14 protein-coding genes and 1 pseudogene are annotated in these 16,091 nt (G+C 60.0%); 6 read left to right on the top strand and 9 right to left on the bottom strand.

Annotation, left to right across the window (positions count from 1 at the left end):
• Nucleotide 1: 1 nt before the first annotated feature.
• From DARO_RS23245 to DARO_RS04755, 5 genes and pseudogenes are all read left to right on the top strand, one after another.
• Nucleotides 2-1,030: pseudogene (locus tag DARO_RS23245) on the top strand (branched-chain amino acid ABC transporter permease); the annotation flags it as partial.
• A 39-nt stretch (nt 1,031-1,069) separates the two neighbouring features.
• A complete protein-coding gene (locus tag DARO_RS23250) occupies nt 1,070-2,857 on the top strand; it encodes a branched-chain amino acid ABC transporter ATP-binding protein/permease (protein ID WP_497463060.1) in 1,788 nt (595 codons plus the stop codon).
• Nucleotide 2,858: 1 nt separating this feature from the next.
• The gene (locus DARO_RS04745; protein ID WP_011286674.1) at nt 2,859-3,605 is read left to right on the top strand and encodes an ABC transporter ATP-binding protein; all 747 of its coding nucleotides are present in this window, start codon (nt 2,859-2,861) and stop codon (nt 3,603-3,605) included.
• A gap of 23 nt (nt 3,606-3,628) precedes the next feature.
• Nucleotides 3,629-4,213: a hemerythrin domain-containing protein gene (locus tag DARO_RS04750; RefSeq protein WP_011286675.1), complete on the top strand. Its 585-nt coding sequence runs from the start codon at nt 3,629-3,631 to the stop codon at nt 4,211-4,213.
• A gap of 41 nt (nt 4,214-4,254) precedes the next feature.
• Nucleotides 4,255-5,124, top strand: coding sequence for an alpha/beta fold hydrolase (locus DARO_RS04755; RefSeq protein ID WP_011286676.1), 870 nt, complete (start codon nt 4,255-4,257; stop codon nt 5,122-5,124).
• A gap of 77 nt (nt 5,125-5,201) precedes the next feature.
• Here DARO_RS04755 and DARO_RS04760 read toward each other — a convergent pair whose 3' ends face one another.
• Genes DARO_RS04760 through DARO_RS04790 form a run of 7 tightly spaced genes read right to left on the bottom strand, consistent with a single transcriptional unit; the run spans nt 5,202 to nt 11,905 of the window.
• A complete protein-coding gene (locus DARO_RS04760; protein WP_011286677.1) occupies nt 5,202-5,819 on the bottom strand; it encodes a DUF2238 domain-containing protein in 618 nt (205 codons plus the stop codon).
• Nucleotide 5,820: 1 nt separating this feature from the next.
• Entirely contained in the window at nt 5,821-7,638 is a 1,818-nt protein-coding gene (gene recQ, locus DARO_RS04765; protein ID WP_041224216.1) for a DNA helicase RecQ, read from the bottom strand.
• Between the two features lie 10 nt (nt 7,639-7,648).
• Complete coding sequence (locus DARO_RS04770) at nt 7,649-8,377, bottom strand: UDP-2,3-diacylglucosamine diphosphatase (protein WP_011286679.1); 729 nt, start codon at nt 8,375-8,377, stop codon at nt 7,649-7,651.
• The gene (locus DARO_RS04775; protein WP_011286680.1) at nt 8,374-8,865 is read right to left on the bottom strand and encodes a peptidylprolyl isomerase; all 492 of its coding nucleotides are present in this window, start codon (nt 8,863-8,865) and stop codon (nt 8,374-8,376) included. The genes DARO_RS04770 and DARO_RS04775 overlap by 4 nt, the downstream gene beginning before the upstream one ends.
• A gap of 9 nt (nt 8,866-8,874) precedes the next feature.
• On the bottom strand, nt 8,875-9,447 hold the full coding sequence (locus tag DARO_RS04780) for a peptidylprolyl isomerase (RefSeq protein WP_011286681.1): 573 nt from the start codon (nt 9,445-9,447) through the stop codon (nt 8,875-8,877).
• Nucleotides 9,447-10,742, bottom strand: a complete 1,296-nt coding sequence (locus DARO_RS04785) for a L,D-transpeptidase Cds6 family protein (RefSeq protein WP_011286682.1) — start codon at nt 10,740-10,742, stop codon at nt 9,447-9,449. The genes DARO_RS04780 and DARO_RS04785 overlap by 1 nt, the downstream gene beginning before the upstream one ends.
• A complete protein-coding gene (locus tag DARO_RS04790; protein WP_011286683.1) occupies nt 10,742-11,905 on the bottom strand; it encodes a L,D-transpeptidase Cds6 family protein in 1,164 nt (387 codons plus the stop codon). The genes DARO_RS04785 and DARO_RS04790 overlap by 1 nt, the downstream gene beginning before the upstream one ends.
• A 105-nt stretch (nt 11,906-12,010) precedes the next feature.
• On the opposite strand from DARO_RS04790, the gene cysS reads away from it, so the two are divergent.
• Nucleotides 12,011-13,381 (top strand): cysteine--tRNA ligase, encoded by a 1,371-nt coding sequence (gene cysS / locus DARO_RS04795; protein ID WP_011286684.1) that lies wholly within the window; start codon nt 12,011-12,013, stop codon nt 13,379-13,381.
• A 46-nt stretch (nt 13,382-13,427) separates the two neighbouring features.
• Here cysS and DARO_RS04800 read toward each other — a convergent pair whose 3' ends face one another.
• Together DARO_RS04800 and DARO_RS04805 are read right to left on the bottom strand one after the other, a co-directional pair.
• A complete protein-coding gene (locus DARO_RS04800; RefSeq protein WP_497463026.1) occupies nt 13,428-14,528 on the bottom strand; it encodes an ABC transporter substrate-binding protein in 1,101 nt (366 codons plus the stop codon).
• Between the two features lie 232 nt (nt 14,529-14,760).
• Nucleotides 14,761-15,909: an ABC transporter substrate-binding protein gene (locus DARO_RS04805; RefSeq protein ID WP_011286686.1), complete on the bottom strand. Its 1,149-nt coding sequence runs from the start codon at nt 15,907-15,909 to the stop codon at nt 14,761-14,763.
• Between the last annotated feature and the right edge of the window lie 182 nt (nt 15,910-16,091).

Below are 16,091 nucleotides of genomic sequence, written 5' to 3' on the forward strand. Positions count from 1 at the left end.
TATGGATGCTGAAATTTTTGCCCTGCTGGCGCAGGATGGCATTACCAACGGTGCCATTTACGCCTTGCTGGCGCTGGCACTGGTCCTGGTGTTTGCCGTTACCCGGATCATCTTCATTCCGCAGGGGGAATTCCTCGCCTGGGGCGCATTGACCATGGCGGCGCTCGAAGCTGGCGTTTTTCCCGGCACCATCTGGCTATTGATCGGCGCCGGTGTGCTGACGCTGGGCGCCGATGTCATCACGGCTACACCCGGGCGCCGCAGATTGGGACAATCGGCCTTGTGGAACCTGGTCTATCCGCTGGCCGTGGCAGGCCTGACCTGGGTTTTGCCCCTGCAGGAACTGCCGCATCTGGCCAAGGCCTGCCTGGCCCTGGCCATCGTCGTGCCGATGGGACCGATGCTCTATCGCATTGCCTTCCAGCCGGTCGCTGAAGCACCGGTACTGGTTCTGCTGATCATTTCGGTTGCCCTGCATCTGCTGATGGTGGGCCTCGGGTTGCTGATCTTCGGTCCGGAAGGTTCGCGCACGGCGCCGTTCAGCGATGCGCAGATCGAGATCGGCTCGTTGATGATCGGCGGCCATACCATCGTCGTGCTGCTCGCTTCGCTGCTGCTGATCGTCGGCCTCTACCTGTATTTCGACCGGACGCTGGCGGGCAAGGCGCTGCGCGCTACCGCGATCAACCGCAATGGCGCCCGCCTGATGGGCATTTCACCGGCTTTGGCCGGTCGCCAGACCTTCTTCTTCGCCGCCTTGATCGGCACGCTGTCGGGCCTGCTGGTCGCGCCGCTGACCACCGTCTATTACGACAGCGGCTTCCTGATTGGTCTGAAGGGATTCGTCGCCGCCATCATCGGCGGTCTGGCCAGTTATCCGCTGGCAGCCGCCGGCGCGATCATCGTCGGCCTGCTCGAATCCTTCTCTTCCTTCTGGGCCAGTGCCTTCAAGGATGTGCTGGTGTTCACGCTGATCATTCCCGTGCTGATCTGGCTGTCCTGGAAAACCCATCACGTTGAGGAAGAGGAGACGGCCCACGTCGTCAGCCTGTCGAATGGCAAAGGCTGGATCAGTCCACGCCTTGTGCTGGCGGTCTTTCTCGGTGCGATTGCCGTGGCCCCGCTGGTCCTGCCCGAGTTCTACGTCACCTTGCTCAACTACGTCGGTCTGTCGGCACTCGTCGCGCTTGGTCTGGTGTTGCTGACCGGGGTGGGCGGCCTGACCTCCTTCGGGCAGGCGGCCTTCGTAGGTCTCGGTGCCTACAGCACGGCCTGGCTGACCACGACGGCTGATCTGCCCTCCTGGCTGGCCTTTACTGGTGGGTCCCCGTGGGCGGCGTTGCTGCTCGGCCTGGTGATCACGGCGACGGTAGCCATCATCCTCGGTTCGGTGACGCTGAAGCTGTCCGGCCACTACCTGCCGCTCGGCACCATGGCCTGGGGCATCAGCCTGTTCTTCCTGTTCGGCAACATGGAGTTCCTCGGTGGTCATGCCGGCCTGTCCAATCTTCCGGCGATCAAGATCTTCGGCTTTGAGCTGCTCGATAACCGCTATTACTACTACCTGGTCTGGGCCTTCGTGCTGGCGGCCTTGTTCACCACCAAGAATCTGCTCGATTCCCGCGAAGGCCGCGCCATCCGGGCATTGAAGGGCGGCATGGTGATGGCCGAGGCGATGGGCGTCGATACTTCCCGTGCCCGGATGGTGATCTTCGTCATCGCCGCGCTGCATGCCTGTGCCGCCGGTTGGCTTTATGCCCACCTGCAGCGCTTTGTGAACCCGACGCCGTTCGGCCTGCACATCGGCATCGAATACCTGTTCATGGCCGTGGTCGGGGGGGCCGGGCAGGTCTGGGGCGCGCTGGTTGGTGCTGGCGTGATCACGGTTCTCAAGCAGTGGCTGCAGGACATTCTGCCCAAGCTGTTCGGTTCGGCCGGGCATTTCGAAACGATCGTTTTCGGCTTGATGATGATTGTTGTCCTGCACCGGGCTCGTGAAGGTCTGTGGCCCTTGCTGGCCCGACTGGTGCCGGTACGCAGCGAGCCGAAGGTGATCGATGCCACCGCCGAGCCGCTGCCGAAAAAGACCCAGCCGCCGCATGGCGAGGTGATTCTCGAAGCCAAGGCGGTGACCCGTAAGTTTGGCGGTCTGGTCGCCAACAACAACATGAGCCTGCACGTCGAGGCTGGCGAAATCCTGGCCCTGATCGGCCCGAACGGCGCCGGTAAGAGCACGATGTTCAACCAGCTTTCCGGTGTCGATACGCCGACTTCCGGCGAAGTGCTGTTCCGCGGCAAGCCGGTGGCCGGCCACAGTTCGCGGGAAATTGCGGCGCTCGGCATGAGCCGGACTTTCCAGCACGTCCGCCTGTTGCCGAATATGAGCGTCCTGGAAAACGTCGCCATCGGTGCCCACATGCGGGGCAGCAAGAGCGTCCTGCCGGCGGCCTGGCGTCTCGATCGCGAAGAAGAGGCACGCATCCTGCGCGAAGCGGCTATTCAGGTCGAGCGGGTTGGTCTCGGCGAATTCATGCATCTCGAAGCCGGCAGCCTGGCCCTGGGGCAACAGCGCATTCTTGAAATCGCCCGCGCCCTGGCCTCGGATCCCTGCCTGCTGCTGCTCGATGAGCCGGCCGCCGGTCTGCGTCTGAAGGAAAAACAGGCCCTGTCCGAACTGCTCAAGCGCCTGAAGTCGGAAGGCATGGCGGTGCTGATCGTCGAACACGACATGGATTTCGTCATGAGCCTGGTCGACCGCGTGGTGGTCATGGAATTCGGCGAAAAGATCGCCGAGGGCCTGCCGGAAGAGATCCAGAAAGATCCGGCCGTGCTCGAAGCTTATTTGGGAGGCGTCTGAGATGGCCAACGTACTCGAAGTGAAGGACCTCTCGGTCGCCTATGGCAAGGTCGAGGCGGTCAGCAAGATCAGTCTGGAAGTGGGCGAGGGAAAGATCGTCACAGTGATTGGCCCGAACGGCGCCGGCAAAACGACGACGCTGTCGGCGATCATGGGTCTGCTGCCGTCGTCCGGCCAGGTGGCCTTCGATGGCAGCATCGAGCAGGTGCCGGAAGTCGAACGGATGGTCGTGCGTGGCATGAATCTGGTGCCGGAAAAGCGCGAACTGTTCGGCACCATGAGCATCGAGGACAATCTGCTGCTCGGTGCCTTTCAGCGCAACCGCACCGGCCATCGCGACCACTTGCAGACGATGGACGAGGTCTATGCGCTGTTTCCGCGCCTCAAAGAACGACGTCACCAGCAGGCCGGCACCATGTCCGGCGGTGAGCGGCAGATGCTGGCCGTCGGCCGGGCACTGATGGCCAAACCCAAGCTGCTGATGCTCGACGAGCCCAGCCTCGGTCTGGCCCCGCTGATCGTCCGCGAGATCTTCCGCATTATCGGCGAGCTGCGCCGGCGAGGTGTTTCGATCCTGCTGGTCGAACAGAATGCCCGCGCCGCCCTGCAGGTGGCCGACTACGCCTACGTGCTGGAAAACGGGGCGGTCAAGATGCAGGGCGACGCGGAAATGCTGCGCAATGATCCGCGCGTGATCGAGAGCTACCTCGGCCTCGCCAGCAAACACCAGGAAATGCTTTCGACCTGAAAGCGCACGGAGAGAGAAGACCCATGGAAGCACTTCACATCATTGGCGAGGAACACCAGTCACTGGCCGGCATCCTGCATGCGGTTCGCTACATGCTCAAGGAGATCACCGCAGGCCGGTTGGAGGCAGACCTCAAGCTCTTTCAGGCGATGGTCCATTACCTGGAGGCCTATGCCGAAAAACGCCACCATCCGAAGGAAGACCTGCTCTTCAAGTATCTCGAAAAGCGCACCGATGAAGGCAGCGAGGCATTGGCCAGATTGGCCCTGCAGCATGCTGCTGCTCCACAGCGCATTGCCGCGCTTCAGGATGCGCTAACCGCGTTTGTCGCCAATCCGGGCAATTTCGCCGATTTCGCCCGGGCGTTCGATGCCTATGCCGATTTCTACCGCAACCACATGATGCTCGAGGAAGAGGCTGTGCTGCCGTTGGTTCGCAAGTACCTGACGGCCGAAGACTGGACCGCCGTCGATGCCGAATTCCGCGCCGAGATGGCGGCCAACTCAGGCAGGGATGGCAAGCATGAGGACTTCGCCGGGCTATTCTCGAAACTGGTCAGCGCCGCACCGGCGCCCATCGGTTTCGGTTCCGGGCCGTTCAAGGGCTGAAGTCAGCCCGTCACTCAAAACAGATCAAAGGAAAACAGACCATGAGCACAACCTCACAGACGCTTACCGAAGCCGCGACCAGCAAGTTCGTCCGCATCAAGGAAGGTGACCTCGACCTGCAATTGCATTACAACGACTGCGGTAGCGGTGTCGAAACGGTCGTCATGCTGCACGGCTCCGGTCCCGGCGCCAGCGGCTGGGCCAACTTCAACCGCAACGTCGAGCCGCTGGTTGCTGCCGGCTACCGCGTGGTGCTGATGGATTGCCCGGGCTGGAGCAAGAGCGATCCCATCGTTTGCTCCGGCTCTCGCTCCGAGCTCAATGCCAGAGCGCTGAAGGGCTTGCTCGATGCCATCGGCCTCGACAAGGTGCATATCATCGGCAACTCGATGGGTGGCCATAGCGCCGTCGCCTTCGCGCTGGCCAACCCGAGCCGAGTCGGCAAGCTGATCCTGATGGGCGGCGGCACCGGCGGCCCAAGCCAGTTCGTGCCGATGCCGACCGAAGGTATCAAGCTGCTGCAGGGCCTCTACCGCGAGCCGACCATCGATAACCTGAAGAAGATGATGGCGGTCTTCGTTTTCGACAGCAGCAGCCTGACTGAAGAGTTGTATCAGGCGCGCCTCGACAACATGATGTCCCGTCGCGATCACCTCGAGAACTTCGTCAAGAGCCTGGCCATCAACCCGAAGCAGTTCACCGACTACGGTCCGCGTCTAGGCGAGGTGACTGCGCCAGCGCTGGTCATCTGGGGGCGCGACGACCGCTTCGTGCCGATGGATGCCGGTCTGCGCCTGATCTGGGGCATGCCCAACGCCGAACTGCACATCTTCAACCGCTGCGGCCACTGGGCGCAGTGGGAGCATGCGGACAAGTTCAACCGCATGGTGCTGGATTTCCTGACCCACTAAGTCAGCAACTTTCCTCTGGTGTACTTCGGCCGCCTTGTGCGGCCATTTTTTTGTGTTCGCCGGATCGTGTGATTTGCCTAGGCCGAACGCAGCCTGGCCAGCAGCTTGTCGTGCCAGCGGGAGAGCAACAGCATCGCGGTGCTCGATCCAATCAGGGCCATGAACATGTCCGATTGAGTATCCCACTGGTCGCCCTGCGTGCCGAGGAATTCATCGGCCCCCTGGCCGAGGTAGAGCGCGGCACCCCATTCGATCAGTTCGTAGACGGCGCTGATCGCCATGGCGATGCAGATGCAGAGGAAACCAGTCATCTTGCGGCCCCGGACGTAGGCGCCCCGGATCAGGATTTCGCGGGCGACCATGGCCGGAACGAAGCCCTGCATGAAGTGGCCGAGCTTGTCATACGGATTGCGCACCGTGCCGAGCACATCCTGCATCCAGAAGCCGAGCGGCACGCGGGCATAGGTGTAGGCGCCGCCGGCGATCAGCACCAGCGCGTGGGCAGCAATCAGCACGGTGAGCAGTGTCGTCAGCGGGTAGCTTCGGCGTGTGACTATCATCAGCGGCAGGGCAATCAATACCGGGGCGACTTCCATGACCCAGGTCAGCCGCTCGTAGGGGGCAATACCCGACACGACCAGCGCCGCGATCACAATGGCGGCCAGCGTGGCGTTGAGCTTGTCGCGTTGTTCCATGTCAGCCCTCGTTACGAATCAATTCAAGCAATTCTGCCCCGTAATGTTCGATCTTGGCGCTGCCCATGCCGGTAATGCCGGCCAGCAAGCCATGACTGACCGGGCGGACCTCGGCCAGTTCGCGCAGGGTCTTGTCGTGCAGGATGACATAGGCCGGTACTGCCTGCTCTCTGGCCGTATCGGCCCGCCATTTGCGCAGCAGCTGGAACAGCGCGTCATCGGCCGGCGACAGATCGCTGACGACCGTGCTGCTCGACGACCGGGAGGGTGTCGATTTGCGTTTGACCGGGCGGCGCAGTTGCACTGTGCGTTGTCCCTTGAGCACTTCGCGCGCCGTTTCAGTCAGTTGCAGCGCGCCATGCTCGGCCATGTCGACATGGACCAGTCCCGCTGCGGCCAGTTGCCGGAAAACGCTTTTCCAGGCGTGGTCGTCGAGATCGCCGCCGACGCCGAAGGTCGGCAACTGGTCATGATTCCACTGCTTGACCTTGTCCGTCGCCTTGCCGCGCAGGATGTCGGTCAGGTGGGTGACACCGAAGCGCATGCCGGTACGGAAAATGGCTGACAGCGCTTTTTGCGCGGCCTGCGTGCCATCCCACAATTCCGGCGGTTCGGTGCATACGTCGCAGTTGCCGCAGGGCTCGCGCTCTTCGCCGAAGTAATTGAGCAGCACCTGGCGCCGACAGCGCGGCGCTTCGCAGTAAGAGAGCAGGGCAGTCAGGCGCTGCGATTCGAGGATCTTCTGGCCCTCGGCGGCGCCTGATTCGGCGATCCGCGCGTGCTGCAGCGCGACGTCCTGCATGCCGTAGGTCATCCAGGCCTCCGATGGTTCGCCATCGCGGCCGGCACGACCGGTTTCCTGGTAATAGGCTTCGATGCTCTTCGGCAAATCGAGGTGGGCGACGAAGCGGACATCCGGCTTGTCGATGCCCATGCCGAAAGCGATCGTGGCGCACATGATCAGGCCTTCCTCGCGCAGGAAGCGGCGTTGGTTGGCGGCGCGTTCGGGCGCCGGCAGGCCAGCGTGATAAGGCAGAGCCGGGTAGCCTTGGGTCGACAGCCATTCGGCCGTTTCCTCGACCTTCTTGCGCGACAGGCAATAGACGATACCGGCCTGGCCCTTGCGGCCGGTCAGGAAAGTGAGCAGTTGCTTCTTGGCGTTGTCCTTCTCGACCACCGTGTAGCGAATGTTCGGGCGGTCGAAGCTGGACAGGAAAACGCGCGCTTCACCAAGGCCCAGCCGCTGCAGGATCTCGTTGCGCGTCGCCTGGTCGGCGGTGGCGGTCAGGGCGATGCGTGGTACGGCCGGATAACGCTCGTGCAGCGCCGACAGTTGCAGGTATTCCGGCCGGAAATCGTGGCCCCATTGCGAGACGCAATGGGCTTCGTCAATGGCGAACAGCGCCAGCTTGCCGGCTTCGGACAGGGAATCGAGCATGGCCAGCGTGCGGTCGAGCAGCAGGCGTTCGGGGGCGATATAGACGAGGTCGAGATTGCCGCTGAAGATGGCCTGCTCAACCGCCTGGGCCTCGCGCCAGTCGAGGGTCGAATTCAGGCAGGCGGCCTTGACGCCAAGCTGGATCATCGCATCGACCTGATCCTGCATCAGCGCGATCAGCGGCGAAACGACGACGGCACAGCCGGGGCGGAGCAGCGCGGGAATCTGGTAACACAGGCTCTTGCCGCCGCCGGTCGGCATCAGCACCAGTGCATCGCCACCACTGGCGACGTGGCCGATAATCTCCGCCTGTTCGCCACGGAAGGCGGGGTAGCCGAAGACGTCGCGCAGGACGTTCAAAGCGTTTGCAGCAGTGGCCAAGGCGGTTTGCTCAGTTTTCAGGGAGGATGGCTTCACGCTTCAGCGCTTCGCCATCCCAGGCCAGGCACTCGCCGCGATCTTCGTGCCAGTCGGACAGCACCCAGCGTTCGACATGGATGCCGTCGACAATGTGGTCGTGCTTGGCCGGTCGGTGCGTGTGACCGTGAATGAAGGTGCAGTAGCCGTGGTCGCGCAGAAAATCGTCCGTCGCTGCTGGTTGAAGGTCGGCATAAACGTAGCTGTGGTCACGTTTTCGGCGACCGCTGCGCCAGCGGATGTAGCGGCCGAGCAGGCTGCGCAGGAAGCGTGGCTTGGCGCGCATTTTTTCCATCCACGCCGGGTTACGCACCTTGGCTCGATAAGTCATGTAGGCATGATCATCTAGGCACAGTGCATCGCCGTGCGAGAGGACGAAAGACCACTCAGGTAGCGTCAGGTCGAACGGGTCGGACAGGAGTTTGATGCCGGCCGCCGTTGCGAATTGCTCGCCGAGCGCGAAATCACGGTTGCCGTGCATGACGAAAATTTTCAGGCCGGCATCGGCGGCAGCCCGCAAGGCCGCGGTGATTTTGTTGTGATAAGGATCGTCAATGTCGTCGCCGACCCAGACCTCGAACAGGTCGCCGAGGATGTACAAAGCCTCGGCCTGGCGGGCGCGGCCCGACAAAAAGCGGAGGAACAAAGCAGTCGCCCCGGGTGACCGGGGCGACAGATGCAGATCGGAGATGAAGAGGATCAAACGATCTCGGCCTTCTCGATGATCACATCTTCAGCCGGAACGTCCTGATGGAAGCCCTTGTTGCCGGTCTTGACGGCGCGAATCTTGTCGACGACGTCCATGCCTTCAACCACTTCGCCGAACACGCAGTAGCCCCAGCCCTGGCCGGACGGCGACTTGAAGTCGAGGAAGTCGTTATCGACGGTATTGATGAAGAACTGGGCAGTGGCCGAGTGCGGATCGTTGGTGCGAGCCATGGCAATCGTGCCGCGCTTGTTCTTGAGGCCATTGGCGGCCTCATTCTCGATCGGTGCCTGGCAGGGCTTCTGGCCCATGCCCGGTTCCATGCCGCCACCCTGGATCATGAAGTTCTTGATGACGCGGTGGAAGATGGTGTTGTTGTAGTGGCCGGCTTCAACGTAGGAGATGAAGTTTGCAACCGTCTTTGGCGCCTTCTCGGCATCCAGGTTGAGGGTGATTACACCGTGGTTGGTGGTGAGCTTGATCATGGAGAAACCTTATTTTTCAGAGATGATTTTGACGTTCTGAATGACAACCGGTGTCGTCGGAACGTTTTCGTAATAGCCAGCGTTGCCGGTCGGCACCTTGGCAATCTTGTCGACGACATCCATGCCCTGGGTCACTTTGCCAAAGACGGCATAGCCCCAGCCGCGTGGGTCGGTAGAGTTGCGATGGTTCAGGAACTCGTTGTCCTTCAGATTGATGAAGAACTGGACGCGAGCTGAATGCGGGTCCTGCGTGCGTGCCATGGCCACCGTGCCACGGTCATTGGTCAGGCCGTTGGTGGCTTCGTTCTGCAGCGCCGGGGTCAGGGTCTTTTTCTCTTCCATGGCCCGGCTGAAACCGCCACCCTGGATCATGAAGCCATCAATCACGCGGTGGAAGATGGTCGCCTCATAAAAACCGTGCTTGGCGTTATAGAGAAACATTTCAACCGTTTTCGGGGCCTTTTCCGGGAACAGTTCAAGCGTGAACTTGCCCAGATTGGTCGTCATTTCGACGGTTGGGGCAGCCCACACCATTGCTGAAGCCAGCAGGCCAGCGGCGAGAACAGAAATTTTTTTCAACATCAGGCACTTCCTTCGTAAATGATTTTCCACTTGCCATCTTCGCGCTGCCAGTACTGACGCTTCTTCATCTGGTTGTTCAGGTTGTTGCTGCGGTAATCCTGATCAAAGGTGACGACAATCACTTCGTCCTTGCCCGGGTTGCGGAACACGGACAGGTTGTCGACCTTGACCTTGATCCACTCCTTGCTGGCATTGACCTGTTTTTTCTGAACGGCATATTCGTTGAAGTCCTGCTCGCCCGATTTGAAACGCTTCGAGTAGTGCTTCAGGTAGCGGTCGGTATCGCGACTTTCCCAGTCGGCGCGCCAGGCGTCGATGGTCTTGTTCAGTTCGTTGCGTTCCTTCGCCCAGTCATCCAGCGACAGCCATTCGACCGAGTTGCTGATGATGACCGGGGTCAGGCCGACCTGCAGGTTTTTGGCAACGACATCGAGATCCTGATTGGTCAGCACGACGCAGCCGTCGGAGGCACGCGGCGGGCGGGCAAAGGTATTGGACGGCGTGCCGTGCAGCCAGATGCCGCTGCCGCCACGGCCCTGGCGCTTGTCCCATTCGTTCGGGTAATTCAGCGGGTAAGCCCCGGTCCCATAGAGGTCGGCCAGCTTCTGCTTGGGCAGGTTGGCCGTGACGTGATAAACGCCGACCGGTGTCTTCTTGTCGCCTTCGACCAGCTTTTCAGCACCCAGCTTGCCGTGGGTGATGTAGTAGTCGGCCACAAAGCGTGGCCGTCCATCGTGTTTCGTGTCGTTCTCGTACAGGTACAGGCGGGAGCGCTTGGTGTCGACCACGATGGCGTAGCGCTGGTCTGGTTGCATCTGCAGCAGGTAGCGCGGCACGAAGTCAGCCGGCGGCTTCTCGCGGTAGGCCTTGAGGCGGACAAGGGCTTCGGCGCGCAGGTCGGCCACCTTCTCGGGCGGTGCGTCGTTCAGCGCGCCAAAGGTCTGGATCGGCTGCGTGTGGGCGAGCAGAAGATCGCCCTTGATCAGGTTGGCCAGGCGGTAATTCGGGTGCTGACGGAGCAGGGCTTCAGTCAGTTGCAGGGCGTTGCTCAGGCGATTGGCTTCAATCTCGGCAAAAATCCTGGCCAGTACTTCTTCCGGTGCGGAGTCGGAAACAGTCGTCGAAAAAGCTGACCCGGAGGCCAGCATTTCGGCAGCGCTTCTTGAGCTGGTGCTGGTCGCAACCGACTCAAGGTCGACGAGGCGGGAAGTGGTCGGTTTATCCGCCAGCTTGGCTAATGCGCCGGCGGCCACAAGGGCGGCCAGACCGGCCAGAATGAATCTGCCTTTCAACATCAGCGGGCGTTTTCTTCCTTGATCTGCCACTTGTTGCCACTACGAACAAAGACCAGCGTTTTGGTCGTCGAACTGCTCAGGCCGGTCGCCTTGTAATGCTGACGGAACTTGGCGGTTGCCTTGTCCCCATTGACGGTGATTTGCGGCGTGTCAAAGGAAACAGAAATCTTGCCACCCTTGCCGGCGATGCGTTGTTCGCGTTCCTGTTCCCAGGCCTTGCGATTCATGCCCTTGGGGGTCTCGAAATCATGCGAATAGGTATTCAGGTAAGCGCGCATATCCTTCCGGGACCAGGCATCGGCCCAGGCGGTCATGACTTTGGTAATGTCGTCGCTGGCGCTGTTGGCGGCCTTGACCGGCGCAGCCGGAGCAGGTGTCGGTGTTGCTATCGGTGTTGCAGCGGGGGCTGGGGTGGCTGCTGCAACGGGCGCCGGAACTGCCTTGGCCGGCGGCGTCGCGGCAGCAGCGCCTGGCGTGGAGGCAACGATCGTCGCGTTTGCCGTGGCAGGTGTCGGGGTGGCCGGTTTTGCGACAACCGGGGCGACAGGTGCCGGCGCCACCGGAGCTACCGGCGCAGGTGCGGCTGCCGCGGTCGGCAGTTGCGGCTTGACGTTGCCCTTGCCGGAGGTGGTAATCAGATCACGGATCAGGGCCAGCTTGTTCTGGGTCGCCGAGTTGGAATTGTCCAGTTGCAGCGCCTTGTCGTAGGCCTGGCTGGCCAGCTTGGCGTAGACATCGCCGAGATTTTCGTAGGCGATGGCGTAGGACGGGTGAGTCCTTATTGCCATTTCGAGCGCCGTGCGGGCCTTGTCGTACTGCTTTTGTTGAGCATAGAGTACGGCGAGGTTGTTATAGGGTTCAGGCAGTTCCGGGTAATCTTCCGAGAGTTTAGTAAACATGCCGATCGCTTCCGCCGGCTTGTTCATTTCGGTATAGATCAGGCCCTTGAGGAAGCGCCCCTGGGCATCCTTCGGGCGGCTGCTCAGGTAGGCATCAACCTTTTCCATGGCCTGCGGATACTGTCCCTGCTTGATCAGGCGCTGCACTTCCGGCAGGTTGTCGGCAAAGGACGGAGAGGCAAAGCCGATGGCCAGGCCGATGGCCAGTGCACGCAACGTCTTGAGCTGCTGAAAACGGGGCTGGAGCAGGGAGGTTGAGGTCATCGCTATGCTATACTTTTCGGCGTTATACAATCCTTTGATTCTACCAAAAACGCCGGTGAATCCATAGGTTTTAGCGTGCCGGCGGCGCCTCGAATTGATCACCGCATGCTCAAGATATACAACTCCCTCAAGCGCGAAAAACAGGTTTTCACCCCGATCGAGCCGAACAAGGTTCGCATGTATGTTTGTGGCATGACGGTCTATGACTACTGTCACCTCGGCCATGCCCGGGTAATGGTCGTCTTTGACATGGTCTACCGCTGGCTGAAGGCCTCTGGCTACGACGTCACCTATGTCCGCAATATCACCGACATCGACGACAAGATCATCAAACGAGCCATCGAGAATGGCGAGACGATTCAGCAGTTGACCAATCGTTTCATCGCTTTCATGCATGAAGATGCCGATGCGCTCGGCGTGCAGCGACCGGATTACGAACCACGAGCGACCGAATACGTGCCGGAGATGCTCGACCTGATCGGCAAGCTGGAAGCCAACGGCCTTGCCTACCAAGCGAGCGATGGCGACGTGAATTACGCGGTGCGCAAGTTCCCGGGTTACGGCAAGCTGTCCGGCAAATCGCTCGATGACCTGCGGGCAGGAGAGCGGGTTGAGGTCGATTCGGCCAAGCAGGACCCGCTTGATTTCGTGCTCTGGAAGCATGCCAAGCCGGGCGAGCCGGCTTGGCAGTCGCCGTGGGGCGATGGCCGTCCCGGTTGGCACATCGAATGTTCGGCCATGAGTTCGAAGCTGCTCGGCCAGCATTTCGACATTCATGGCGGCGGCCAGGATTTGCAGTTCCCGCACCACGAGAACGAAATTGCGCAATCAGAGGGTGCCAATTGCTGCAATTTCGTCAATTACTGGATGCACAACGGCTTTGTCCGCGTTGATAACGAAAAAATGTCGAAGTCGCTGGGCAACTTCTTCACCATTCGGACTGTACTTGAGCAATTCGATGCGGAAGTCGTGCGCTTCTTTATCCTGCGTGCCCATTACCGCAGTCCGCTGAACTATTCGGATGCCCATCTTGACGACGCCAGGCGTAGCCTGGATAGCCTGTATTTCGCGCTACGCGACGTGCCGCCAGCGGCTGCCGATATCGACTGGAGCAACGAATTCGCGGGCCGTTTTGCTGCGGCCTTGAACGAGGATTTCGATTCGCACGGGGCGATAGCCGTGCTGTTCGAATTGGCTGCCGAGGTCAATCGTCAGAAAAGTGCGGGATTGTCTTGTCTGTTGAAAGGGCTGGGCGGAGTCATTGGCTTGCTAGAGCGCGAGCCGAGTGCTTACCTGCAAGGCGGGGCTGGTGTCGGCGGTCTTGATGAGGCGGCGGTCGGACAGATGATCGTTGACCGTGCTGCTGCCAAAAAAGCGAAGAATTTTGCCGAGGCCGATCGCATTCGCGACGAGCTTAAAGCCGCCGGGATCATTCTCGACGATAGCCCGCAAGGCACAACTTGGCGGCGTGCCTGAACGAAAAAAGCCCGTCCATGGACGGGCTTTTTTGATGGTGAAGGGTTTATTTGATTACCTTGCCGCCAGCGCCCACCACGGTCAATTCGACATAGCGAGATCCCTGCCGGCTGTTGGGGCTGTAGTTGAGCTTGAAACCCCCTAGGTCAAAGTTCTGCATGCCTTCCAGCGTGGTCACTAGTTTTTCGCGGGTCAGATCCTTGCCTGCCTTCTTGAGTGCTTCTGCCACCAGACGGGCCGTGATGTAGCCTTCGAGGCCGTAGTAGGAGAACTTGTCCTTTTGCTTGTCCAGAAGGCGCTGATAGTCCTTGACGATGGGAATGGTGTCGTTCCAGGGGTAGGGAACAACCTGCGAAATTCCGATCCCGCGCGCATCATTGCCCAGCTCTTGCGCTAGGACCTCGCCACCGACCGGTGAGAGGGTCAGGAACATCGGAAACTGTCCGAGTTGCTTCATGGCTTTGACGAATGCGGCAGTTGGCTTGTATAGCGTGACCATGACGACGGCTTGCGGATTGGTCTTGCTGATTGCTTCGGCCGCTTTGGCAACGTCAAGAGAGTTTCGTTCGACTGTTCCAACGGCGACCGGAGCGAGGTTGGCCCGCTTGAGCGCGTTGGTGACGCCTTCCAGGCCGGATTTTCCGAATCCGTCGTTCTGGTAGAACACCGCAATGTTTTTCAGGCCCAGCGCGATGATCTGGTTCACGATCGCTTCTGCCTCGTCGGCATAGCTGGCGCGAATGTTGAACATGTAGCGACTGTTTGGGTTGCTTGCTAGGGGTTCACGGAGCGTTCCAGCCCCCGAAATTGTGCCAATGAGCGGCACTTTGGCGGGACCGAAGACCTTGTTCATGGCTTCGGTCGTCGGTGTGGATCCGTAATAACCCATCAGCGCGAAGACTTGCTTGTCCTGAATCAGGGTTTTGGTGTTGGCCAGGGTGCGATCGGTTTCGTAGCCATCATCGATCGTGATCAGTTCGAGTTTTCGCCCGTTGATGCCGCCGCTTTTATTGAGCTGATCGAAATGAGCCGTGATGGCTTCCCGCATCTGCATGCCGTACAGCCCGTTGGGCCCGGTGAAGGGGGCGGACATGCCCAGCGTGATACTGGTGTCGGTAACCCCGACTTCCGCATGTGTTTGAGTCATGCCCAGCGCCAATATGCTGGCGAGTAGTAGCTTATGTAGTGGTTTCATTGTCTCCGTTGCCTTATGGTTGGACGATACTTTGTGGCAAATTGGAGAATGGGCTTGTTAGCTGACTATGAGCTTACAGCTCGAAAGGGGCGGCAAACCAGCGGGCGAAGGGGATTTCGTGAGCGTAAAAAAGGGCTGGCGCATGGCGCACAGCCCGTCGGCTTATCGGTGAAATTCCGGCTGCTTATTTGATCAGCTTGCCGCCAGCACCGATCACTGTTAGTTGGACATATTGCGAACCAGCATGGCTATTGGGGCTGAAGCTGATGCGATAGCCGCCAAAGTCCTGATTCAGGCCTTCAAGGGTGGAGATCAGTTTTTCTCGCGAGAGCTCCTTGCCGCCAGCCTTGCGGATCGCCTCAACGGCCATCTTCGCGATGACGAATCCCTCAAGGCTCATGTAAGAGTACGTGGCCTGCTTGCCAACCAGGTGCTGGTACTCCTTGACGATGGCAATGGTGTCGTTCCAAGGGAAGGGCATGACCTGAGAAATGCCGATACCACGGGCATCGTTGCCCAGTTCCTGGGTTAGTTGGTCCGGACCAACCGGCGACAGGGTCATGAACATCGGACTCTGGTTGGCCTTGCGCAGCGCCTTGACCATGGCCGCAGTCGGTTTGTACAAGGTGACCATCACCACCGCCTGGGGATTGACCTTGGCGATCGTTTCAACGGCCTTGCTGATGTCTTCAGAGTTGCGTTCGACCGTGGCAGTGGCCGACGGGGTCAGGTTGTTTTTCTTCAGTGCATTGGTCAGGCCTTCGAGACCCGCCTTGCCGAAGCCATCATTCTGGTAAAAGACGGCAATGTTTTTCAAGCCCAGGGTGGCCAGTTGGAGACCGATGGCTTCTGCCTCGTCAGCGTAGCTGGCGCGCTGTATGAACAAGAAGCGATTGTTCGGGTTGCCAGCGGGCGGCTGGCGAAGCGCCATGGCGCCGGAAATGCCACCAATCATCGGAACACGGGCCGGGCCGAAGCCCTTGTTCATGGCTTCGGTTATCGAGGCCGAGCCATAGTAACCGAGCAGCGCGAACACCTTGTTGGTTTCGATCAGTGTCTTGGTATTGGCGACTGCCTTTTCGGCTTCGTATCCATCATCCAGGACCGCCAACTGAAGCTTTCGCCCATTCACGCCGCCATTCTTGTTCACCTGGTCAAAATAGGCGGTGATGGCATTCTTCAGTTCTTGGCCATGCCCGCTCGCCGGTCCGGTCAGTGGGGCTGACATGCCAAGCGTGATCGTCGTGTCGGTGACGCCCGTTTCGGCGAGGGATGGCTGGATTGCTGCGGTGCCGATAAGGCAGGCTGCCAGGATAAGGCGAATCGCTTTCATTAGTTTCTCGCTATGGAGTGCTGGATTATTTTCAAATTATATGGGTGTAAGGCTTGCCGTTGTCACAAAAGCGCATGGAATAGAGATATTTGTCGTATGAAATATGGGAAATATTGCCAATTGTGTCAATGATGTGGCCATCATCTGCCGGGTTTCATGCGAAAACTCCCGGAAATTGAAAA

The organism is Dechloromonas aromatica RCB (assembly GCF_000012425.1).

Coding starts and splice junctions, on each gene's coding strand:
- DARO_RS04745 (WP_011286674.1), top strand. CDS start 2,859: ATGGCCAACGTACTCGAAGTGAAGGACCTCTCGGTCGCCTATGGCAAG.
- DARO_RS04750 (WP_011286675.1), top strand. CDS start 3,629: ATGGAAGCACTTCACATCATTGGCGAGGAACACCAGTCACTGGCCGGC.
- DARO_RS04755 (WP_011286676.1), top strand. CDS start 4,255: ATGAGCACAACCTCACAGACGCTTACCGAAGCCGCGACCAGCAAGTTC.
- DARO_RS04760 (WP_011286677.1), bottom strand. CDS start 5,819: ATGGAACAACGCGACAAGCTCAACGCCACGCTGGCCGCCATTGTGATC.
- DARO_RS04775 (WP_011286680.1), bottom strand. CDS start 8,865: ATGATCAAGCTCACCACCAACCACGGTGTAATCACCCTCAACCTGGAT.
- DARO_RS04780 (WP_011286681.1), bottom strand. CDS start 9,447: ATGTTGAAAAAAATTTCTGTTCTCGCCGCTGGCCTGCTGGCTTCAGCA.
- DARO_RS04785 (WP_011286682.1), bottom strand. CDS start 10,742: ATGTTGAAAGGCAGATTCATTCTGGCCGGTCTGGCCGCCCTTGTGGCC.
- DARO_RS04790 (WP_011286683.1), bottom strand. CDS start 11,905: ATGACCTCAACCTCCCTGCTCCAGCCCCGTTTTCAGCAGCTCAAGACG.
- cysS (WP_011286684.1), top strand. CDS start 12,011: ATGCTCAAGATATACAACTCCCTCAAGCGCGAAAAACAGGTTTTCACC.
- DARO_RS04800 (WP_497463026.1), bottom strand. CDS start 14,528: ATGACTCAAACACATGCGGAAGTCGGGGTTACCGACACCAGTATCACG.
- DARO_RS04805 (WP_011286686.1), bottom strand. CDS start 15,909: ATGAAAGCGATTCGCCTTATCCTGGCAGCCTGCCTTATCGGCACCGCA.